General features: G+C 54.7%; 15 protein-coding genes. 9 read left to right on the top strand and 6 right to left on the bottom strand.

Annotated elements, in window-relative coordinates; all coding sequences use genetic code 11:
- Positions 1-3: 3 nt before the first annotated feature.
- From HYQ67_RS18515 to HYQ67_RS18490, 6 genes are all read right to left on the bottom strand, one after another.
- Positions 4-9,690, bottom strand: coding sequence for an autotransporter-associated beta strand repeat-containing protein (locus HYQ67_RS18515; protein WP_202306010.1), 9,687 nt, complete (start codon positions 9,688-9,690; stop codon positions 4-6).
- A gap of 410 nt (positions 9,691-10,100) precedes the next feature.
- Positions 10,101-10,724 carry a BBE domain-containing protein gene (locus HYQ67_RS18510; protein WP_202306006.1) on the bottom strand — a complete coding sequence of 208 codons (624 nt, stop codon included), beginning with the start codon at positions 10,722-10,724 and terminating at the stop codon, positions 10,101-10,103.
- 59 nt (positions 10,725-10,783) lie between these two features.
- Positions 10,784-11,071 carry a type II toxin-antitoxin system RelE family toxin gene (locus tag HYQ67_RS18505; protein WP_202306000.1) on the bottom strand — a complete coding sequence of 96 codons (288 nt, stop codon included), beginning with the start codon at positions 11,069-11,071 and terminating at the stop codon, positions 10,784-10,786.
- Positions 11,068-11,319, bottom strand: coding sequence for a type II toxin-antitoxin system Phd/YefM family antitoxin (locus HYQ67_RS18500; protein ID WP_202305998.1), 252 nt, complete (start codon positions 11,317-11,319; stop codon positions 11,068-11,070). The genes HYQ67_RS18505 and HYQ67_RS18500 overlap by 4 nt, the downstream gene beginning before the upstream one ends.
- A 1,843-nt stretch (positions 11,320-13,162) precedes the next feature.
- Entirely contained in the window at positions 13,163-14,209 is a 1,047-nt protein-coding gene (locus HYQ67_RS18495; RefSeq protein WP_348519219.1) for a Replication protein, read from the bottom strand.
- Between the two features lie 549 nt (positions 14,210-14,758).
- Positions 14,759-15,040 (bottom strand): RepB family protein, encoded by a 282-nt coding sequence (locus HYQ67_RS18490; protein WP_431355452.1) that lies wholly within the window; start codon positions 15,038-15,040, stop codon positions 14,759-14,761.
- A gap of 795 nt (positions 15,041-15,835) precedes the next feature.
- Between HYQ67_RS18490 and HYQ67_RS18485 the strand changes: the two genes are divergently transcribed.
- The 9 genes from HYQ67_RS18485 to HYQ67_RS18445 all read left to right on the top strand — a co-directional run bounded on the left by HYQ67_RS18485 (position 15,836) and on the right by HYQ67_RS18445 (position 23,856).
- A complete protein-coding gene (locus HYQ67_RS18485; protein WP_348519218.1) occupies positions 15,836-16,345 on the top strand; it encodes a transcription termination/antitermination NusG family protein in 510 nt (169 codons plus the stop codon).
- Between the two features lie 158 nt (positions 16,346-16,503).
- Positions 16,504-16,764, top strand: a complete 261-nt coding sequence (locus HYQ67_RS18480) for a hypothetical protein (RefSeq protein WP_202305996.1) — start codon at positions 16,504-16,506, stop codon at positions 16,762-16,764.
- Positions 16,765-16,772: 8 nt separating this feature from the next.
- A complete protein-coding gene (locus HYQ67_RS18475) occupies positions 16,773-17,432 on the top strand; it encodes a conjugal transfer protein TraC (protein ID WP_202305994.1) in 660 nt (219 codons plus the stop codon).
- 7 nt (positions 17,433-17,439) lie between these two features.
- Positions 17,440-17,865, top strand: a complete 426-nt coding sequence (gene pilM, locus HYQ67_RS18470; RefSeq protein ID WP_202305992.1) for a type IV pilus biogenesis protein PilM — start codon at positions 17,440-17,442, stop codon at positions 17,863-17,865.
- A 23-nt stretch (positions 17,866-17,888) separates the two neighbouring features.
- On the top strand, positions 17,889-19,520 hold the full coding sequence (gene pilN / locus HYQ67_RS18465; RefSeq protein ID WP_202305991.1) for a PilN family type IVB pilus formation outer membrane protein: 1,632 nt from the start codon (positions 17,889-17,891) through the stop codon (positions 19,518-19,520).
- A 10-nt stretch (positions 19,521-19,530) separates the two neighbouring features.
- Positions 19,531-20,802, top strand: a complete 1,272-nt coding sequence (gene pilO2 / locus HYQ67_RS18460) for a type 4b pilus protein PilO2 (RefSeq protein WP_237391326.1) — start codon at positions 19,531-19,533, stop codon at positions 20,800-20,802.
- A complete protein-coding gene (gene pilP / locus HYQ67_RS18455; RefSeq protein WP_202305983.1) occupies positions 20,789-21,262 on the top strand; it encodes a type IV pilus biogenesis protein PilP in 474 nt (157 codons plus the stop codon). Before pilO2 ends, pilP begins: the two co-directional genes overlap by 14 nt.
- A 6-nt stretch (positions 21,263-21,268) precedes the next feature.
- On the top strand, positions 21,269-22,759 hold the full coding sequence (locus HYQ67_RS18450; protein ID WP_202305981.1) for a GspE/PulE family protein: 1,491 nt from the start codon (positions 21,269-21,271) through the stop codon (positions 22,757-22,759).
- Positions 22,750-23,856: a type II secretion system F family protein gene (locus HYQ67_RS18445; RefSeq protein WP_202305979.1), complete on the top strand. Its 1,107-nt coding sequence runs from the start codon at positions 22,750-22,752 to the stop codon at positions 23,854-23,856. The genes HYQ67_RS18450 and HYQ67_RS18445 overlap by 10 nt, the downstream gene beginning before the upstream one ends.
- Positions 23,857-23,861 lie beyond the last annotated feature (5 nt).

Here is a 23,861-nt window from a genome sequence, read left to right as displayed (position 1 = left end):
TCGTCAGAACCGAATTTTCATCCCTACCGATGCGGAGAAGTCAGCGTCTACGTTTGTTTTACCGCTGTTATCCCAGGTTTTACCCAGTTCCGTATACGCCTGGACGTCATTCGTCACGGTCCAGGTTGTGCCAACAGCCGCTTCCGTAGCAGAGAACTGCTGGTTCGCCTTGAGCGTGGTTTTACCATCGCTGTTGGCAGTATTACGATAAGTCACCTCATCCTGGCCATCGGTCAGCTCATGCCAGTAGTTAACGCGTAAATAAGGTTTTACTTTACCGTATTGCGTATCGTAATCCGCCGTCAGGCGTGCACCAATACGGCCTATCACCGCGCTGTCAGCATCAACTGCGACCCTGGTTTTTGCCGGGTCGCTGAGTGTGACATCATCGAAGTCACTCCACTGCCATACCAGCTGAGCCTGCGGTTCAAGTGCCCAGTGACTGTCTCCTAACTGCCACGGGCGCCCTACTTCAACTGATGCAGTAACTGTGTTGCCGTCAGGATGATAGGTTTCCCGGTCAGTCAGATTTTTCAAATCAACCGAGTGATAGCCGTACTGCAGCACGTTATCGACATACAGCCCATCGGTATCCGTCCAGGTCGCATAGCCGCCAATGTAAGAAGAGAAAGTGGAGTTATACGCCCCGCCACCGCTCATTCCGGTGTTACCGCTAATTGAACTGTCGATATCCATAAAGGTGGTGTAGATCCCGGAACGCCACGTGTCGTTCTGCCACAAATCAAGGCCCATCTGCATACCACTGTACTGAGAATGACTGCTGCTACCGGTCGCATCATCGAGATGCAAATCCACCGTTTTATTCATATAACGCGCCCAGAATCGACCTTCCTGATCTTCAGGTACATCGGCGCTCCACAGCTGTTCGTCACCTACGCGCTGGTGCAGCGTACCCAGCACGAACAGATCGGCCTGACGAGTAATAGCAGCTAAAGTATCAAAGCCAGGTACATCCGGGCGATAACCGGCACGCAGGAACCAGTCCTCACCTGCCCCCTGAGAATTTCCGGGGAAGAGCTCGTATTCCCATGCCCCGGCCGTTAGCCTGTCGCTACCGATCGAAAAGGCGTCTTTCGTTGTTTGTGCCGTCGTCGTCGCCCCATTTTTAGCCTCAACGACCATTATTCCGTCGCCTTCCGTCGGCTCACCGAGCTGGCTGACATCAATATCCAGTAGCGTTGAACCTGTCGCCGTACCGCCGTTAATCACTAAGCGGTCGGCAACACCCGGGCTGTGCTGCTGGGCAGCAATTTTCAGGGTGCCGTCCATCCCAACATAATCGCCGTTTACCGTCAGCGTTGAACCGACCCGATCGCCACGCAGGTTAACGGTGCCCTGGTTAACCAGGTTTGCCACATTCTGGTTATGCCCACCGGTATCCAGCGTGGCGTTATTGCTGACGATGTGGCTGGAATTGCTGCTCAGGCGGTCAGTCCCGCCTGCCAGCAACGTGCCGCTTTCAACCAGCGTATAACCACGCCAGGTGTTCACGCCATTGAGGACCGTAGTGCCCGTGCCGCGCTGAATAACATTACCGGTACCTGAGATACTTCCATCCAGCTCCAGCGTATTGCTGCGATTAAGAACCAGCGTATCCTGGTTAAGGATATTACCGTTGACGTTCCCCTCGGCCCCACCATTACCCAGCTGCAGAGTGCCGTTACGAATGGTGCTGTCTCCCTGACGGGTACTGTTTTTGGTCAGCGTTAAACTCCCTTCACCATCTTTAGTGAGATTGCCGCTACCGCTGACCGCGGAAAGCAATGACACATCATTGCCGTTGGTATCAATGGTCCCGCCATCGCCTGAAACCTGCACTTCACGGGCAGTGTCAAACGCAGCGCCATATCGCAGCGTACCGCCATTTAAACCAATAGATGTCCCTGCCGCCCCCAGATTCTGATCACCAGACACCTGCAGTACACCACCACTGATTTTGGTCCCGCCCTGATAGTGGTTCTCACCCTTCAGGATCAGCGTGCCGAGATCGGTTTTATTCAGTCCACCTTCTCCGTCGATGGTCGAATTAATGGTCGTGGTATAAAGCGCGCCGGGAGCTGAGCCGTCACCAACACGGATAATCGTATCAGGTGTGTGGGTTGTGATGACGCCACCACTGATGACATAACCATTGGCTGCAAACTGAGCACCGCTAATGGTCACCGCCCCCAGGTTATTATCAACCGTGACATCGCCGCCAGTTCCACCGAAAATGGCAAAAGCACCGTCGCTGAATGGCGCGTTCAGTGCACCATCCGGGTCGGTCATATCGGTAGTCCAGTTATCGTTGCCGTTACTGTTCTGCCAGACGCCGTCGCCCCCTTCGATTATGCCGTTATTTTTCAGGTCTCCACGCGAGCCGCCGGTACCATCCCAGAAATTCAGGGTATAACCTGCGTGGTTGACCAGGTTCACCTGTCCGTTCACAGAAGTCTGCACATAGAGCTCGTCGGCCGCCTCCGGCGCATTACCAATTTCGAGAATGTTGTTAGTCAGCTCGCCGGTATAATTAATTACCCGGTAAACGCCGACGTCAAAATTCCCCCCCGGCGTCTGGGTGATATTGAGCTTACCGTCGAGAGTCAGATCGCCGTCCACATTCAGCAGGTCGTTAAGTGTGCTGCTGGTATTATCCGGATCGTTGGAAAGACCATACTGAAAATCGAGCAGGGAATTATTGCCCGCCAGGTTCAGGCTGCCCATCGTCAGGCTGCCAACGCTACCGAGTGTGGCACCTGCGGCCAGGCGGCCATTATCAGCAACGGTAACATCACCACCGACGATACCCGACCCGCCGAGCGTTGCGCCGCTGTTAACGGTAGTCGCGCCCGTTGCCGCGCTTTGATCGCCATTAATCAACAACACGCCTTGTGCAGCCGTGGTCGCCCCGGTCCAGGTATTATTCGCTGTCAGTGTCAGGGTGCCAGTACCGGTTTTGGTCAGCCCGCCTCCATCACCGCTGATAATGCCGCTGATGGTGTCGTTAAGACCCAGTGCGCCTTCGCTGAGTCTCGCCCCTCCCAGCTCAACATCGCCGGCACCGGATAAAGAACCGACAGATGTTGTACCTGTGGCAGCACTGATATCGACATTCGCGCCACTCTGGTTTGCGATACGCGTACCCTGTGCCTGTGCATTACCTGCAAAGCTCACCAGGCCTGCGTTGGTCACGACGCTTGAACCACCATTGGCATTTTCCTGCAATGCCAGCGTCGACGTGGCATCGACATTCACCGCGGCGCTTCCGCCGTTACTGTTGCCGGTAAATTGCCCCGTGGCATTATTGGTCAGGTTCAGCGTGCTTTGCCCGGCATCAGAGGTATTGTTAAAGCTCAGGGTTGCGTTATTGATATTAAAGCTGTGCGACTCTGCCTGAGTGCTGTTATTGACGTTCAATAACGCCTGTTCAGAGACCGCCACGGTGCTGCTGGCTGTCCCCCCTAATGCCCGGGTGACGTTGGCATTGACCGTGAGCTGACCTGCCCCATTTTTACCGGTAATCGTCGTGTCGCCCAGATAAGTATTGGCGGTACCCAGATCAACAATGCCCTCGCCCGTATTGGTTGACGTATCAACTATCGCCAGCGGACCGTCGCCACCCGTCACGCCTTGTGGTGTGAAGGTATGACCGTAAGCGTCGAAGGTGCCGCCGCCTTCGTCATCAAGGAAGATCGGACGCTGGGTAGTAAAGTCGTCGCCCGCCTGGAAGGTTGCTCCGTTACTTAAGGTGATGGAGGTTCCCGCCAGGCCGAGATTCTCATCACGGCTCGCCTGCAATGTGCCGTCCCAGACTTCAACCCCTCCTTCAAAGGTGTTATCACCGTTGAGGATCAACCTGCCTGGATCTGTTTTCAGTAAACGCAGCGTGGTGCCCAAATCAAGATCGTTTTTCACCAGGTCCGCATTGATCGTCGTGGTGACATCCTCACCAGCTGCACCGTCACCCACACGAATGACAAAGAAGCGATCGGCTTCGGTTTCTCCTGCTGCCTGGTAAGCATTATCCGGTTTCAGATTGCCCTGGGTTAACGTGGCAACCATATTGAGCCGGGAGTCAGGATGGTCAGGGTCGACATCAACGACATAGCCGTCAGTGGTAAATTGCATGCCGGAGGCATAGACGGTGCCAAACTGGTTATCCAGTAATACCGTACCGGCCTGCCCCTGGAAAACAGCAAATGCGCCGTCGGACCACGGATCGTTACCCGTACCGGCATCACTGGTCCAGTTGTTGGTATCACGGCCAATTTTACTGAACCAGTAACCATCTCCTCCCTCCACGGCACCGTTACCTGTGGTGCCGTCCCCATGATTACCGCCGGTGATATCCCCGTCCCAGTACTGCAGTCTGGCAAGCGGCAAGGTAAAGTTCAGCACCAGGTTAACCTGACCACTGATATTGGTCTGAATACCATAACGGCCAGGGAACTGCGTAGGCAGTGATTCGATATCCATCGTGTTATTGGTTAATGCACCGCCGTAGTTAAACAGTCGGTAGACACCGGGCAGGAAATTGCCCCCTTCGGCTAATGCGGCATTCAGCGTGCCATCCAGCGTCAGATCGCCATCCACATCCACCAGGTCATTGAGTGCACCACCAGGCGTGTAGCGCTGACCTAGCTGGAACTGACTGTCGGTATCATTAGCCAGTGTCAAATTGCCGTTAATTGTCAGCGTGCCGGTTCCATTACCACGGGCATCATCCCCGGGCCGTAATACCGCGCCGCCCGGATTAAACAGCACATTGCCACCAATAGTGCCATAACCCCCCAGGGTGCTGCCGTTCATCACGGTGGTCTGCCCTGTTCCGGTCTGCACGCCATTAATCAGCAATGTACCCTGTTCCACATTGGTGGCACCCGCGTAGGTATTGTTGCCCCCCAGACGCGTGATACCGCTACCCGTCTGACGAAATGCACCGCTGCCGGAAATCACGCCATTCAGCGCAACGTCGTCAGAATGATCAACCGTCAGGATACCGTTATCAGTAATATTGGTTGTTTCCGACAGGCTGCCCACCGTACCGCCAGCGCCAAGGGTCAGCTCCGAGCCGTTGCCAATCAGTGTATTACCGGTGTAGGTGTTATCGCCCAGCAGAATAGTGTTACCGCCATTAATACGTTCCATTCCGCCGGTACCGGAGATCACCCCACGATAAGTTTGATCGGCTGTACCATCGAAGGATACCAGGCTGGCTGCTCCAGCCGTTGCGATATTGTAATTATGAATAGTTGCCTGCCCGGCCTGGGTCGTACTGTCACCCGAGCGCAGCGTGGCACCATTATTGACATTAATCACAGGAGAGCTGGCGAGTGTCAGATCGTTCACTGCACGTATGTCCGTCGCATCGCCATTAAGCGTCAGCGTGCTCCAGCCGGTCCCCACGTTCGTACCGATGCTGGTGTCGTCCGCGGCAAGTGAGCCTATATTGCCGGTAGTGCTGTTAAAGGTCAGCGTGCTGCCGCTGCCCCCTTCGGTCAGAAGGTGCGTGGTATCGCTAATATCCACACTACCGATGGTTGCGCGATCCTGACCATCGGTACCTTCAAAGGTTACGCCGCCCGCAAAAGTGCCTGCGTTCCAGTTAAACTGGTCGCTGCCGCTACCCATCAGGATTTCCCCCTGGGTCTGGCCAGTCAGTGAGACGCTATCATTGCCGGTACCCAGCGCGATGACATTGGCCGTGCTGCTTGCCGCCAGCAGAGTTCCGCTGTTGGTCAGCGTGTTATTGCTGCTGCCGGTGGCATCAATTACCGTCGCCTCTTCGCTCTGGCTGGTGATAGCTCCGGTATTGTTAATGGTACGTGCGGCGATGTTTCCACTGAGGTCAATAAGTGACTGGCCGTTGGTTGTGCTGCTGGAGGTGATGCTGCCAGCGTTAGTGAACGCCGGCGTATTTTCAGCAAGGATAGTGCTGCCGCTGTCGCTACTGGTGGTGATGGTTCCGCTGTTAGTCAGACTGGCGGCGTCGTTAGCCACAATGGCAGCGCCTGCACCGCCAGCCATGGTGATATTCGTACCGGAGTTCACATTGCCGTCAGTGAGTGCGAGGACCCCAATGCTGTCATCGCCATTGCCATTAATCGTATAGCCGGTACCGATATTCAGATCGCCACTGGTTGGCTCGCCGTCTGCATTCATAAAGGCAAAACCACTGCCGCTGCCATTAACGTTCAGCTCGTTGCCGGTTCCTTCCGCCGCGAAAGTGACGGCAGTACGGATAGCAGGGCCATCACCTGCATTTATCGTGACACCGTTCAGGTTGATATTACTGGCGTTGGCATTGTTGTTAATGCCCGCCCCGTTGCCCGTTATATCGATAGTGGTGTTGTTAGCGGTAAAGGAAGAGGCACCCGTACTGTCGATACGGATACCATCGGCACCGTTACTGGCAGTAATATGGTTATCGGTGCCATTAACCGTTAAATTAGCACCGCTTCCGGAAAGTTGAACAGCCGCTAAACCTCCGTTTGCGGTAACCTCACCAAGTTGCTGAACGACGGCTCCGGCTCCCTGTACACGGACACCCACGTTACCGCTGTCGGGCACGCCAGTAACAGAGATGGTGCCATTGTTGGTCAGCTGGCCGGCATTCTGAATATCGACACCGATATTATTGCTACCTGCGACGCTGACGTTCGAATTCACATTCACGACACCGTCATTGTGCAGCAATATGCCGGTGCTGGCATTGCCCAGCATATTCATGTCCGCCCCCGAATTGAGGGTTAGCCGCCCCAGGTGTGAGACGTTGTACCCCACGATCCCTGCCTGTCCGGCAGCTGAATCAATGTTGGCATCTGACGTAACAAAAGTGGCCCTTGGGTCAGAACCAATATCACCGTTAATGCTGTAATTACGACCGTCTACCAGTACCGCTGTAGTATTATTACCCGCCAGTGAGATTGCACCATCGCTGATGGTGCCTGCGGCACCGCCTGTGACTTTGACCCCAACGGCATTCTGACCGCTCACCACAATACTGGCGTCCCCGGTATTCATCTGTGTGGCGATATCGTCGCCGGCATCCTGGTTATTAAGATCGTCTACGCCGTTTGCAAATACACCGGTGGCGTTAGCACCCGCAACGATAAGGTTATAGTTGCCTCCCGTTGTTGAACCGGTGAAGGTCGCCCCATGATCAACGGCAAACAGAACAGACCCCTGCTGGGCACTGTCCGTGATAGTGGGGTCCAAAAGGTTAATGCTTGCGCCCTGTCCCCAGGCGTAGTAACCAATCTGGTCAGTATTTTCAAAGGCTAACGACGCAGGTGCGCCAATATTGACGGTCGCATCACCTCGGGCATGCACCCCGATTGCGCCTGCCGCCAGTAACCCAACATCGGAATCCAGCTGTACGGTGGATGCATTGCCATTCAACCCTTCTACATAAACCGCATAATTACGGTAAGTCAAAGGATCATCATCTGTGCCACCATGATCGCCCTGGGCACCAACCGTAATGGTGCTGCTCTCGCTGGACGTCATTTGCGCATCAGCGCCCTGCGCCAGCACATACAGTGCGATATTGTTATCTCCATCCACATTAATATCACCGCTGTTAGTCACAACACCGGTATTATCTTTAACGTACATTCCGTAGTTTGCCGCAGCAGAGCCATTAACCAGCTTACCCAGCACATTGATGGTACCGTTGTTAGACACGGTAGCACCGCCTCCGTTGACCAGCATCCCTGCGGCATTACGCGTACCATCAAGCAGGGTGATAACGCCGTCAGTGTCGTTAAGCATGGTGCCATCGCCGATACTGGCAACGCCGGCTGTCAAATCACCGCTCCCCGCGAGATTAACCGGATCGGGCACAGTTTCATCGATGACGGGTGTGCTACCTAAATACAGGGTGCCGTGGTTGGTGAAATTAGCGTTTTCGCCGGCGAAAACACCATATGCCCCCCCCTTACCGTCAGCGTTATTCGCGTTATCGACAATGGCAATAGTAGCGCCAGCGGCGTTAGTGACGTTCGTCGTGCCCCCAGCGGCAATACCATAGGCGTCATGAGTCGCGGTGTCAGTAATGGCAATATTAATATGTCCATTGTTGGTTATTGAGCTGTCACCATCTCCGGCTATACCAACTACACCCGCGTTGTTGACGTTCTGATTAATTCCGTTTTTTTCGATAAACAATCCGGCATTGAGGACACCATTGTTAATGGCCGTTGCGTCATCTACCTGCATTGCGGAGGTAAATGGACTGCTGGCACTGCTGCGCCACGCATTAATCGCCCCGTTATTGGTGATAGTCGCCCCGTTATCTCCCTCCATTACCGCAGAGGCACCATCGACGGCCAGGCTGCCCTGGCCGGTAACGGTACCGCTGGCGTTCGCGCCCGTAGCATAAATTACCCGCAGAGCACCTGTTGGCAACGTACCGTTATTGGTGTGCGTACCCTGGTCATCCCAGACGTTATAGCTCATGTTAACGGAAGTGTTTTCTGCCGTGCCCAGCAACCCGGTAATAATGGCGTTATAGACAGTTTGAGCCTCAACGGCGGAATCAATCACTTCGCCCTGAACTTCTGCCCCCGCGGTTAGCCAGTACTGGACCTGTGGTTCGTCAGCGAACTCGCCCTGACCAACCAGAAAATCATTAACCCTGGCGATATCTTCGGCTGAATGGATCTCAAAAACTTCATTTCCTCGCAGTGTCACTCTGCCCAATGGCCCCATCTCATAGCGTGGCAGCGTCAGACTGTAGTTGTATTGTGTGGTCTGTGCGGTGACGGACTGTGACTGAGGTGAAATGACAGCTGCCGGACGAAAATGGATATAGTTATCGGAAAGCCAGTTAGCCGAGGCAGCGCTTCCGGAATCGGCTGCGACAAAGGCCAGCGTTGAGTTTTTTGCCAGCAAATCAATGGTATTAGTGGGGGCGGAAATAGGGGTTGTACCAGTTGTATCCTCACCAACATTTATATTCGCTGTACCGCCCCCCTCGCTAACATATGCGATACCAAAATTATTCAGGATGCGCACTGACTGGGGATCATATACCGGCAGTTGCAGGTCAGCGACAGCAGCATCTTCTCCGGGGATAAACGACTGCGAGTCGTAAACACTGATGACCTGATAGCTGCCATCAAGCCCGGGTATTTCGACATTCAGTTCCTGATTTTGCTGCGGATTCGCTGGACTCGTCGAATAATTATATTGCGAGACATTATCTGAAGTGATGGGAACGGTGGTCCCCTGGGAGTCTGTTGCGGTAATTGCCGTTATACGTCCAGCTTCTGCAGTACCAGAGTCTGCCAGTGCATCTGCGACAGTAACGGTCGTTCCGCTTACACCGTTACCGTTTTCGAAATCAGGAAAAGCAGGCACTGGCCCGAGGATATTAAGCTCGGTGCCTGCGGGGTAATTGGTATCGCCCGTATTCACATCAATGGTATATGCATTCCCCGCACTGAAAACCTGGTCAAAGTTGAAGCCAGGTGTCGTCGGGAAGGCGTAATCAGGATAGTCCTGGGCCCACTGCACATCCACCGCCTGCACACTAACAGGGGTCATACCAGCCAGCAAAGCCGCCATAACAAGCTGAGCCCGGCGACGGCTCCTGACACGGTTCCCTGATCTGCTGGTACCGATCTCCGCAACAGGCACATAGCCAAGTGCGGTATGGCTCCACACTAACCGGTAGATTCTGTTCATATGCGTTCCCGACAAGTTGAAAAATGCATCATTTTCTAGTTGGATAAGTTCATAGATACTGAAAATTACATTTTGTAAAAGTAGTACAAGTTTCGTAGGAGGGTTCTTTAACAAAGAAAAGAGTATCGCAATGAGAGGGATCGAATCTTTCGCAGGCCGCAACAGTTAAACCTGATTTGTAAATGCTCAGGAGCGGTCATGGTTTGAAGCAATGTTGCGAGAGATTAAGTAGAACGTTAGATTGCAGGACGCAGAGTCTGCTCTTTGATAATTTCACTTACAGCATGTGTGGTTTTGTAGTTGCACACTGAATTGGGCCTCCTGAGCAGAGTGATATGCTCACCTCAGAACAATACAGGAAAGGTGTCAGGGCAACCAACTGGCAGCCCTGGATAGATATCTGATAGAAATCAGGATGGTAAATTTAGCACTGACTGAGGGAAAGAGAAAACATTGGTTGGGTCGATTGCTGTCGTTATTTGTTTCAGTCTGTACGAAACATCCTCGCCGAAATATAATTGCATGAAATCACCATATACGTCTCCGGGATCAGCGGAATAACCATCGTTCACGCCTAATTGTTTATCAGGATAATTAAAGTAACAATCCGGATATTTTTCACCCCAGACAGGGAACAATGATACCCCATTTGTTGCGCTGGAATGAATGTTGTTATATCCGGTGATAAACCAGGTAACAATATCCTTTTCAATTTTCAAAGCTTCTGCCGATGTGGTACATTCAAAAGTCATCCAGTAAGTCTGATATTGTGTTTTGAGTAAGGATTTTCGTGCCGCAATTGCTGTATCAGCTATTGTGGAATAATCCATTTTATTTATCTGCAATCCATAACTGTCGATTTGAATAAGCGTCTGTGATTTATCAGCCGATACAGGTGCTGTATTGTTATCCTGGTTGTCAGTTAAAAACTGATAAATAGATTTCGCTTCTGCATCTTCGAAGTTCCTAATCATATAGCTACTTTTATATTTTCCGTTCTGGTATTCACCTGAACCATTAAGTAGCTGTGTCATATCAATCCAGGGCAAATCATAAACCGTATCGAGTGCTACCAGTGCAGATACAGGCTGGCTTACCTCATTCTTTCGCTTGCCAGATTATAAACATCACTCCGTTCGCGTTTACCTACGGCAACAACCGCGATAATTAACTGATCGTAAATTACCTGATAGACCATGCGAAAGCCAGATGAACGTAATTTTATCTTGTAGCAATCCTCTATTCCGCGCAGTTTTGCAGATGGAATATGAGGATTTTCACTGCACTTCTTTAGCTTTTTAGCAAACTGCTGCTGAATGGCCTTATCCAGCTTTTGCCATTCTTTCAGCGCATCTTCCCTGAATTTGACTGTATAAGTCATAGGTAGCTATCCAGGTCCACGCCGTGCAGCTGCTGGCTGCTACGTTCGGCTACCAGCTTCACGAGTTCCTGATCATCAAGAGCATCGAGCATTTTCTCGTACAGTTCTGCGGGAACACAGTAAAAAGCGGGCTGATTGCGGTTCAGAATAGCGACCGGATAACCACCACCTGCATTGACTGTCGCCATCGGGTTTTTCTTGAGTTCGCTGACACTGGCGCTTGTGTCGCTGAGAATGATGTTGGGCATAGATGACCTCTTAAGACTGTTTAACAAGTCTTAAAGATAAGGTATTAAAGACCTGTTAACAAGTCTTTATGTCATTATTTGTACAGATGGACAGAATGAACGAGCTGAATAGAATCCCCTGTAAGCCTGACAGCCGTCTTGCTATTTATCCGATCGAGTACATGTGCATAGAGGTCACGGTGATTTGTAGTAACTTATTCTATCTATAGCCAATTTTACTTAACGACATCTCTTCTGGCTGCGCTGTTGTGGGGGCTGAAAGCTTTCCAGTTCGCGTTGTGTTTTAGCAAAAAATGCTATTTCCTTAACATAATGAAAAACCTGATCAAATCTACAGATTGACCGCATAAATGGTTTAAAAACAGGGGGCTATATACAACATGTCAACGGATCGCATGAGTGGGTGAATATTCGCAATTTATTGATATATCTATTTAATGTTCACACAGAATGAGGATCACTTTAGTATCCGGAGCATTGCATAACGGACCCCAGGGATGTCATGACGACAAAATATATAGAATTGATGAGGCCAAACTTTTCAATCGTAGAGGAACACCAGAAGATGTGTGTCAGTGATAATGTGCCACATATCATTATCTGGACGTACCCGAATATTTCACGCGCTACCATAATGTGTAGCGTCGGTCATCTCTGCGCGCAGCTCGGCCCCCTGTCCCGGAAAGAACTAATCTCCTGCTTTAACCTGAAAGCAGCGGAGCTCGCCGCCCCTGTTCGGGAGGAGCACAGCAGTAACCGGAGTCATTGTTATGCCTATTTCAATTCCGGAATGGACAGTATTAACATTGACAGAATTCCGAGCCAGGATCTGGCCAGAGAATTTGCCGACTGTCTTTATGAGGTGATCAACAACAAATTCCGGGAGCTCACCGCCGAATGTTCAGAGAAGGATTGAGCCGCCAGCGGGTATGCCGGCGCAGCGGTTAAACTTCCGTTAGTCCGGGCATTAATCAGCACCTCCGGGTTTGCATACTTCTCCTGATGCGCCGTCAGGCGCATGGAGGCGGCAACAGGTTCTTTGTACGTCTCTTAGCTAAACGCCGCCGGTAACGCGGCACAGCCGCCCTGCTCTTACATTGACGCACAGTCGACCCCCTTCCCTGCAAGACCCTTCCTGAAGCTAATGATTTCCACACTGCTTAATTGCGCGGTCGGAGTGGCCACGGCGTAGCCGGGGTGTATCTCCGCGTTAGCGGCCGCAGGCCGGTTACGAGCGTGTACCCCGAGACACAGCATCTACAGGCCACACAAAATCTAGTTACAACATCCATCTAACAGACTGGGGTGTTCCGGGCCTTCGGCCCGGGGCGGCGCGGTCTTTCAGGATGGGGAGGGAGACGCAGTGACAGCAGCGTGTGCGGGCCGGGGCCCGTCGTTTACGACGGGAGGTACTTTAATACCGGTGTAACGCATTGCCGCGATGCTGATGCGTTGGGTTTTTCTGGATCGAAAAGAGAATGATGTAACTACTGGGTTTGTAAGTCTGGCAGGCGTCATGTTTTTGCCTCGAGCAAAGCGAGAAGAGCTACTTTCGAGTGCCTGGCTTTAGCCGGCACGAAAGATACTCCCTGTTAAGGGCATGTTTAGTTCAGAAACTACGTTCGAAATTAATCACTTTTGCGCAAGACTCTTCGAAGTTAACTGTATGCAAAGTGGTCATCACCGGACTGATGCCGGCAGCGGGTTAAAAATTCAGGATAATCGGGGGGATTGCGGCCACCGGACGAAAAAGCCAGTGGTTAAAATACGTGCGTTTTCGATGCGATGGCCACACAAAAACCGCGAAGGTCGCGGTCAGATAGGATTAAAGTGACGCAGGCCATCAGTGTGCCCCCGCCTTCTCAAGCAGGAGCCGGTAATACTTCTCTTTATCCCGCAGTTTCAGGCCGGGGTGGTCTTGCTCTACGCTTCGCTCCAGCTCCCGCACGCGGTGAAGCGGGGCTTCAGGACTTGTTGACCAGCGAACCCAGGCTTTCCAGTGGCGGTCGCGGCCGTCGGCTTTCCCTGCGCTGCGGATTTTCTTATCCAGCGTATCTATCTGTGCCCCCAGGTCCTCGGTTACACGACGCTTCTCTTCGCGCAGCTCGGGGCTGACGACCCAGCGTTTTATCTGACGCAGCCGGTTCTTCAGGGAGTGGTGGCGTTCGATATCGATACCCATCCGCGCCATCTTCAGCATGTGGCGCTCGTTACGCAGGCTCAGTGACTCCGCCAGCCCCTGAGCGATAGCCCACTGGCGGAATTTGTGCAGCCATTGCCGGATTTCATCCACGGTAATGCCCCGGGAAGTGAAGAATTTTTCGGTCAGAAAAATACGCATCGGTTTGAACTGGCCAGAATCGGTATCGCGAGCCCGGTGAATAATGAGGTAGTCGAGCTCTTCCTGCACGCGCAGCGCGTGAAGAAGAACGTCGTAGGCCAGGCGGCCATTTTCATATTGATGCAGCACGCCCATCCTGCGCGCCAGCTCCTCCACCGGCAGCATGACTTCAAACATATAGTCGCTGTCCGGGTTGTAATCGCAGTTGGCCGCAAGCGTCAGGGAAAGCGCCGTCAGCGCCTCACGACTTTCCTGTCGTGTGCTGACCCGCATGGGCTGAGGTTTAAACGCGTTATCAAACAGGCGCGACCACGGCGTGTAGCCCCGGCGGCGCAGTGCAGCCAGCTCAGGATTCCGGTTCCAGTCGTGGCTGTTCAGGCGCGCGACGACTTTCGCCGCCATGCCGCGTGGCGTGCTGCCGGTAAAAGCCGGCTGATAGTTGCGGTGTGTTTTGGACTGACCCTTACGCAGGCGATTTGCTTCGCCGCGTCGCGAGGGACGGTACTGAGAGACGGGCATTGCCCGCAGGTTAGTAACCTGGCTAGTCACGCCCGCCCGAACTTATGGCGGGCAGGGGTTGTCTTATGAATTGCATGCGTTATAATCCGTTTCAGGCCTGCGCCTGCTTTTGGACCCCCTGATATCTGACTCTTCCGCCAAGTTGAATACAGATTTCGGGGGGTTTTTGCATTCAGGGCCATCTCACTGCCGACCCTTCCATGGACGTTTTTCCGGATACGTCCCATCCATTTGATACTTCCCGCGCCTTTCAGTCCGGTCACGGTGCTTCGTGCAGCCTTACCCGCGAACAGCCGCATGCGAGTAAAGATCAAAAAAGATCGCCATCCGGCGAATGCCCAAAAGAATACCGACTTGAGGCAGTGAGATCCACTACAGAATGCATCTGGCAGAACCCGCTGGCCGAAAAAAGGTCGTGAATTCAAAATGTCGTGACCAGGCTCACAGCCGTTGCTTTTCACTTAACGCAGTGAGTGCTGTATACCTTCAGCACTCACTGCGTAAACCCGACAGAAACAGGCTATTGGCGGTAAACGGGACGGCACTAAAACGCGGCCATCCCTTCCTCTTCCTGCGTGTTCACTTATGAACGTGGCGTTTGTGGCGTCGGAAATACCTTTCAGCGATCAGCTTTTCCAGCATCTTTCCCTGCGTCATTCCTTCCCGGTCGGCCATTCTGGCCAGCGCCTCTTTGTGCTCAATGAGGATCATGGCGTGCAGCGCTCGGTGCGTCTTCGCCAGGCGCTTCAGCGAGTTGCGCTTTCGTTCAGCGGCACTCGCCGGGCTGCCCTTACGGTATGAACGCATCTTTTCCGCCAGCTCATCACGCGCTGATTCATCGTGTTTCACTGCCTGTTTCACTGCATCTTCCTGTGGTATTAACCGCGCCCTGGATTACCGGGCTGTCCCTGCAATGCCGGCCACGCGTTTAATATGCGTCAAAGGATCATATGTGGCGTGAAAGGATCGTGTCGGATGCCCGCAATAGTACAACCGAAAAAATTAATATCAATAATAAATATTCAAACCCTAACTTAAATTAACACATTCAGCGCCACCATTTGCTTATTTTTGCGTTTGAATATAACCATAACACTTAACTAAAATAACCCAGATGACACCTTCCTTACCTGCAAAAATAAACCAAAGTTTAAATTTAAACTAAAAACATACAGCGCTATTTTGCGATCTTTTCTGCCATTCAAAGCAGAATCGCCAGGATAAATGATCGTTAACCTGTCTTTTGCTCGAACAAGACAGATTAATGCACCGCCAATGTGATGATGAACGGTGCAAAAGATCGTAAATATCATTCATTGCCCTATCAATCTCTAAAATGTAAGCTACCTGTAACAAGCTGCTAAACGGGCAGCGAAAGGGTACTGAGGTTTATTTCCGATATTTATTCACCTCCGGGAATAAACCTGAGCATCATTAGTTCAGGAAGAACATGTTTTTCATCCAGGCGTGGGTAAAAAAATGGCGTTAGCATTCCTGAACGCCAACCCCCATTATCAAAAGCGCATTCAATAATAAAAACCATTTTGTGTTTGATAATCATATGCTGCTTAATAAGTTACGTTTTCCTTAAATTAAATTATTCCGATTCCGGATAAATTCTTTCGCGTAATTAATGGCACCCCAGGGAGATTTCGCGTGACACTTCACACTGTGACGTCCATGGACTCAACATCCGGCCCGAGCTGGTATCTGGCCCAGCATGCCACAACCGGCCGCAACGCTCTTTTTGACTGGCTCTGCGACAGGGAAGTCACTCCCTGGACGCCTTTACACATTCACATGGCGAAACGAACCGACCGTGTCGGCGGCGTTCGCAGGACTATCCGCCCCGTCTTCCCGGGCTACTTCTTTCTCAACGCTGACTTTGCGCGCCACCCCATCGCTGAAATCAAGTCGCACTCTGCGTTTATCAGCTTTGTGCAGTTCGGGGCCGGGGTATCGCCGGTCAGTGAAAGGCTGGTGACCGGCCTGCAGCGCTTTTATCCCGATCCGTTATCGGATTCGGCAGCCATCCGGGAGGCGCATGCAACACCGGACTGCTGGCTCACCCGCCAGCAGTATCAACACCTGGTCCATCTTGAAGAGAACGCGCGCCCCGTCTCCCGCATAAAAATGCTGATGGATATGATACAGGCCGCCGCATAACCCCATCCATGTAGTCCCTTTGCACCGCTTTGCCCCTCCTCCCGGGGCTTTTTTTTTCCGTCCGCATCACTAAGTCGCCCCTCCCACCGTATCCCTTCCTCAGGGGCTTCGCGCGTTCGCGCACCGGGCGACTTAGTCATGCTTTGGAGATAAACTTGATGAAACAGACCCTTTCACCAGAACGCTTTGCCCGGATTGCGGCCGCCGTAAAAACGAGCCAGGCCCACCGGGCTTCACCCTCACCGCGTGAAACACTGCTGCGCGAGCGCGACAGGCAGCGGGAGACTATCCGCGAGCTGACCGTGCAGAACCAGGGGAAGTCCTCTGCGGATATTTCCGTCAGAATTTCCCGGCTGCTTTGTCGCATTGAGGAAATCGACCGGCTCGTCGATGCTCCTCTGCCTTCACCTCCTCACTGAGTTAGCTTATGTCGACAGATAACCCCGTCCGGCACCTGCTCTGGTGCATCCTTGTTGCCCTGCGTTCTGCAGATCCTGAAAACCAGCTCTCTGAAACCCGCCGGCGCGTATTTATTTCACGCTGGCTCGACGGTGCGCGTAAAAATCCCGCGTTCAGAGAAATGACCTGCGAATTCCAGACTATCCGCAAGCTGCTGGACAGCCCCAAAGAAATGTCCGTGGTGGATACCCTTAACGCACTGCTGAAACAATCCGAGAGCGCACAGAGCTGCGATCTGTTCCGGTTTCGGGCCGCGCACAACGCGGTGATGCAGCAGGGATGGCGCTCCTATGCCTGCCGCTCACCGGAAGAGATTTTTCACCAGATAATGCAGCGCCGGCAGGAGCAGCGAAATCACGTGCTGCAGCTGACCCGTACCCAGGCCGCTTTTTCCGGCACCGGCGAAATGCTCTCCCCGGCCACCTTCCACCTGGTACTTAAGCGCCGCGCCCCTAATCAGGATGTGGAAAAGGCTTTCTGGAGCGAAGGCTTTGAGGTTGTCGTTGCCCATCAGGACTGGCAGGACGAGAAAACGGAAGTGCGCACCATTTATGTCGGGGCCAGCACGCTGAGCCAGGAAAAATGGCACCCGGACAAACGCGAGTTATGGCAGCCCGCCCTGCACTGAGGTTGTCATGCTGATATTTCTCCCCCTGGTGCTGGCCCTTCTGATGAATGTAGTTATGGAGTACCAGCAGCTGGCCGTCACGGCCGAAACCGAACGGATAGCCTCCACGCAGCAGCGCGCTATCCAGACCGTTACGTTTATGAACGCCATGAACGACTACCTGTATGACCATCCGTTTCGCGACGGCAGCATTCCGCAAGATAAGCTGCCGGTCCGGCCGCCTGAGGATGCGCGTCATATCGTCCGTCAGGGACGCGCCTACATCTGGCAACCTTTTCAGCCTGGCCTGCTGTACGAGCTGGCGCTGGCCAGCGATATCTCAGCGCTCGTTGGCAAGGTTGAAAATGGCCAGCTGCACGACGTCATCGGCGCCGATATGCAGGTGGATGTGCCTTCTGATATTCCCGACGGCACCATCGTCTACATGAACTAACCTTCACGCTTCCCGGAAAACCTATGCAAAAAATACCTCTTACCAGAGTGGCGGCCGTCATTTCTCTGGCGCTTGGCCTGTCCGCCTGTGCCCCGCTGCAGCATATGCAGGCCTCCATGGACACGACGGACAGGCAGCTGAGCCGTGGCCAGAAGGCTATCGACTCGGTGACCCGCCCCTCCCCCGTGACGGAGATGTCAGGGCAGTGGATCAACCCCGTGCCGATTGCCCGGCAGAACCTGAAGCAGCAGCTGCCTCCCTGCCCGCTGACCTACAACCGCAGCGGCGCGGTGTCGCTGCATGAGCTTCTGGCCTTCATCAACCGCACCTGTCATATCCCGGTGAACGTCACGCCGGATGCGCTGAGCGTCCTGTCCGGCACCGGAGCCTCGGCCACGTCGGTTGTGCAGGGCAAGCTGCCGCCGCCTTCTGCGACCGGGGAGATGATGCCACTGGCCTCCATGTCGTCTTCAGGCCGCCAGAGCAGTGCCGCCGGCATACCGGCGGGCTTACACGGGGTTGCCTGGCAGGGCTCGCTGTCCGGCTTTATGGATAACATCACGACCCGTCTGGGCCTGTCATGGCGCTATAAACGCGGGCGGATCTCCGTCTTCTACACCGAAACCCGCAACTTCCCGGTGCTGTTTATGGACAGCGTGACGGATTACCGTAGCAACACGGTGTCAGGCACCACGTCCAGCTCCGGCAGCTCCGGCTCCTCGTCGGGCGGGCTTAGCGGTGACGTCAACACCGAGCAGAAAACGACGACCACGCTGAAATCCACGCTCTACAAGGACATCAACGAAACGGTCAAATCCATGCTGACCCCCGGCGTGGGCCGGGCTTACCTTTCGGCCGGCGTCCTGACGGTGACCGACACGCCGGAAATCCTCTCGGAAATAGAGCACTACGTCAGCGACCGTAACAAAGAGCTCAATCGGCAGGTCGTCCTGAACGTGGAGGTATTGAGCCTCAATAAATACAGCGCGGATCAGGTTGGTATCGACTGGAACATGATCTTCAGCGCGGGCGATATCACCGGCACGCTGACCAGCGCCCTGGCCGATACGGCAACCAGCGCGGTCACCGGCAGCGCCACCATTCTTAACGGCCGGCTGGCCGGCTCTAAGGCGTTTATCGAAGCCTTGTCGCAGCAGGGTTCGGTCAGCATTGTCACCCAGGAGGCGAGCACCACGACAAACCTGTCTGCGGTGCCTATCCAGGTTGGCACCCAGCAGGACTATGCAGACAGCGTCACCAATGAGGACACGGCGAACGTCGGCAGCTCGACGTCCATCAGCAAAACCACCGTTACCACCGGCTTTAACATGACGGTGCTGCCGTACATTCTGCCGGGCAGCAATCAAGTCCAGCTGCAGGCAAGCTTCAGCATGAGCGACGATCCGACGTTCAGGACCTTTACCAGCGGTAATTCCAGCACCGAGTTGATGAAAACGAAGATGCGCGTCTTCAACCAGCGCACGATGCTGAAAACGGGTCAGACGCTGGTCCTGTCCGGCTTCCAGCAGATGAATGACAGCGTCAGTAAAGAAGGCGTCAGCTCACCGTCCTTCTGGCCGCTCGGCGGCGGCGGGGATACTGAAAAAGACCACAGCATGCTGGTCATCCTGATAACCCCGACCCTGCTGGAGTAAGCCTGTGACGATGCTTTTGCGACAGGGAAACCTGAATCTTATCGCCGGCATGAACTGGCACTTCCAGTCTGACCGGCGCGAACGGGCGCTGCGAATACTCGCCCGAAACGACAATGCCTCTCTGTTCACCTTTATGTCCGCCCTCAATGCGGAGGGCGTCCTGCTGGGGACGGCAGATACCGACCTGAAAACGCGCAAAGGCCCGTGCTATTCCCTGGCGCTGCTTGCGCTGCCCCTGCTGAAACAGCACGGCGATAACGGCGTGGCTGTCATTCCGCTCGGTGATGACACCTGGTGGTTTGTAGCGCTCAACAAAGGGGAGCTGTCCGTGCTGTCCGATGTGACCGGCAGCCGAGACGAAATGATTGCCGGCATTGATGAGTTTAAGAAGTTTCATACCCAGAAGGAGATGTTCACGCTCGCACCGGCGGGGTTCCTCGGCCAGGACATCAGCGCTGCGCTGACGGTAGAGGATATCCTGAAGAGCCTGACCGGCATTGCCCGCTGGCAGCATCTCTGGCGCTGCAGGCTGCGTCCCGTCTCCCGTCAGAAACAGCAGTCCTGGCTGCTGGGTCTGATCCTGCTTGCCCTGGCCGGCGGCTATACCTGGCACTATGTGGCACAGCAGCAGGAAGCGGAGCGACTCCACGCCCTGAAGGCTCTCAGGGACAAACGCAAGGCGGCCAGACACAAAACCATACCGGTAAGCCGACCGTGGCTTACGCAGAGCCGGCCCGCGGATTTTATCGGTGCCTGTGTCGGGCAGTGGAAAACGCTGCCGCTGGCCATCGAAGGGTGGACGCTGAATCTTGCGGAGTGTGGCCCCCGCGATACGTCCGGTGACCGGATCCTGATGACCCGTTATGCCCGGGGCAATCACGGCACCGTCGCCGGTTTTCTTGAACGCCTGCCGCACTATTACCCGGTAACGCCGGAATTTGATATCCCGGGTGCCGGCAGCACGGCGCAGTTCGTTCTCCCGGTGCCCGTCGAACCTGCCCGCCATCAGGACAAACTCATCCCGGAAAAGCGGCTTTTGCAGTGGCTGGTCAATTACGCCCAGCGCCTCGATGCGACGGTCACCATTCAGCCCTTACCGGTGGGCGAAAAAATCCCGCTCCCGTGGCGGCAGTTTACCTGGACCCTGAAAACGGACATCCCCCCCGAACATTTGTTCACCGGTGACATACCGGATGGCTTCAGGGTAAGCAAAGTCAGCTTTGCCCGCAGCCCGGGCCGCATCCACTACGTTCTTAACGGAGATCTTTATGCCGCACACTAACGCCCCGGCAAGGCGGGCGCTCCTGCTTACCGCCCTGCTGTCCCTGCCGGTCTGCGCCTCAGTTCAGACGCCTGAGGCCGCCCCCGCGCAAAGCCTGACCTTTGCGCGTCTGGAGCAAATCCAGTCGCAAACCATTCTGTATGAAGCCCAGGCGGCGCGGGATAAGGCAAAACGAGGGATCAGCGGGGAAGAGATCCCTGCTCCGATGGCCACCCCGTCGGCTGGCAAGACTGAGGTGAAACCGACCCGTCAGTCCCCAGCGCTCCCCCGGGTGCGGGAAATATCCGGCGCAGGTACGCACCTGAGCGCACGCCTTGTGCTGTCCGATGGCGCTGTCGCGTTTGTCGCGACGGGCCAGCCCGTGCCGGGCAGTGAATTCACCGTCAAAAAAATCAGCGCCCGGGCCGTGTCAGTGACCGACCATAGCGGGCGGGTTATCTCCCTGCCAATGATGCCCTGAGGTTCAATGGATATCTCTCTTCACGACATACTCATTCCCGCCGCCATCGCCGAATACGTTTATCTCAGCGCCGATAAGTTTCTTGTTTCGCAAAACGACCGGGGCCATCAGCAGATCCAGTCGTTCTGCCGTCAGGTCCGGGACAAAACCGGACGCGAGCCCGAGTTCGTGGAATTTGCGCAGCTTAAGCTACAGCAGGAGGACAAGGCCTCGCTGGTTGTGACCAGCGAGAACCAGCGCAAGGTGCGCGACATGTTCCAGCAGGCGATGCACGTCGGCGCGTCTGATATCCATCTGCGCATTGGCGAAGCGGGCATCTCCCGCACGCTGTTTCGCATCAACGGTGACCTGGAAGATATCGACACCGGCAAAACGGAAGAAGGTGAGGCAATGGCCTCGACCATTTATCAGTCGATGTGCGACATGGCCGAAAAGAACTTTATTGCGACGCGCCAGCAGGACGGTCGTCTGAAAGAAGAGTTCGTTAAGGACCTGGGCCTTTTCGGGGCGCGCTATGCGCATACGCCGACCGTCTACGGCCTGAACGTGGTGATGCGAATCATCCCAGACGACGCCGACACGCCCCCGACCCTTGAGGCGCTGGGCTTCCTGCCCGAACAGCGGGCGATTATCGAGGAGCAGCTGGGCAAGCCCGAAGGGATGATGGTGCTGTCCGGCCCGACCGGCTCGGGAAAAAGCACCACCCTGCGCAGTATGGCCAGCCGCTATATGGCGCTCACCGGAGGCAAAAAAAACCTCATTGCCGTTGAGGATCCGCCAGAAGGAAAAATTGCCGGCGTGCAGATTGCCATTGTGGCCGACCGTAATAATCCGGAAGAGCTTTCTGATGCCTGGGTGAGAACCATGACCGCCGGTTTACGCCTTGATCCGGACGCGATGGTGATTGGGGAGATACGCTGCCTGAACTCCGCCAGAACGGCCACCGTTGCCGCCCAGACCGGACACATTATTCTGACCACCCTGCACTCCAATGATGCCTTTACCATTCCTGAGCGTCTGATGACCTTCGGTTTGTCCCTTGCAACCCTTGCCGATCCGCAGCTGATGGTCGGGCTTATCAGCCAGCGCCTGGTACAGACGCTGTGCCCCGCCTGCTGCCTGACGTGGGATGAGGTGAGCGCGCAGATGGCTTTTGCTGATAAGGCCCTGGTCCAGGATCACTGTGATACCGCCAGCGTGCGTTTTCGCAATCCGCAGGGCTGTTCACACTGCCGCAAGGAGGTCATGGGCAGCAGCGTCAGCCAGGGGGTAACCGGCAGGATCGTGGTGGCCGAAGTGGTGAAGCCGACTATCCGGATGATGAAAATCTATAAGGAAGAAGGTCGTCTGGCGGCACGCCGGCACTGGCACCGGGAGGAAGGCGGAATAACGCGCCATGAACATCTTATTCGCGTCATCAACGCCGGCCTGGTCGATCCGCTTCACGCCCACAAAATTTGCCCCCTTGATGAGGATAAGGAGTTTCTGTGCGACTGACGGACAACCCGCTGCTGGCAGCGGTAAAGGACAACTTTCAGCGCCTGAATCAGTACGTCGGCCAAAAAACCTTCTCCTCACGTGAGCGGCGCGCGCTCTACGAAGAGCTGGCCTTCCTGCTCGATAACAACCGGCAGCTGATGCCGGCGCTGAACGACATTTACCTGGTGACCACCGACTTTGGTGAGAAGCCCGAAAACAGCACCGCACACTGCATCAAGGACTGTATGACCGCCCTGAACAACGGGCAGAAGCTGGATATCGCGCTGGCCGAATGGGTGCCGCCTCAGGAGGTCGCCCTGATTGGTGCCGGGCTGCTTGACGGGAAACTAGCTGACGCCCTCAGGCGCACCATTAAAGTCGTGGACAGCACCACCTCAATGCTCTTTGAATGTATCAGCACGCTGGCCTATCCGCTGCTGCTGCTAAGTTCGATGTTCTTTCTGATGTACACCTTCACCGTGGAGTTTATCCCCAAACTCAGCCGTCTCGCCCCCCGGGAGAACTGGACCGGCGCGCTGAAATGGGTAGCGACCCTTTCAGAGGCCGTCACGGTCAACGGACCTGCGCTGCTGATCCTGCTCTTCATTCTGATAAGCCTGGTTATCTGGTCGCTGGGAAACTACACCGGACACATCAGAAAGCGGCTGGATCTGATGATGCCCTGGTCAATCTACCGGGACATTCAGGGGGTGAGCTTTCTGCTGAACCTGGCGGCCCTGCAGCGGGCAAACCTCCAGGTGCTGGACTGCTTCAACATTCTCAGCCGTCACGCTTCGCCCTGGCTTCTGGAACGTCTGGATGCGGCCCGCCGCGAAGTGAACAGCGGCGCGCACCTGGGAATGGCCCTGAAGAACACCGGCTTCGACTTTCCCTCCCGGGAATGCGTGAACAAGCTCATCCTGCTTACCGGCGGCGACAACGGTGAGGAAATTATCGAAAACTTTGCCCACACCTGGCTGACCCACGCCGTCCGGCGGGTTAAATCCCGTCTTGCCTGGCTGTCCGGCATTTGCCTGTGCCTGGTGACCAGCTACCTGATGGCCATTGTGTATGCCACCCAGTCTATTTCTAACCTTGCCGGCATCGGCAGCTAACCCTA

It is taken from the genome of Dryocola clanedunensis subsp. sulfonylureivorans, from assembly GCF_016756775.1.
GTDB lineage: Bacteria > Pseudomonadota > Gammaproteobacteria > Enterobacterales > Enterobacteriaceae > Dryocola > Dryocola clanedunensis.
This window is presented reverse-complemented; position numbering and strand designations above follow the sequence as displayed.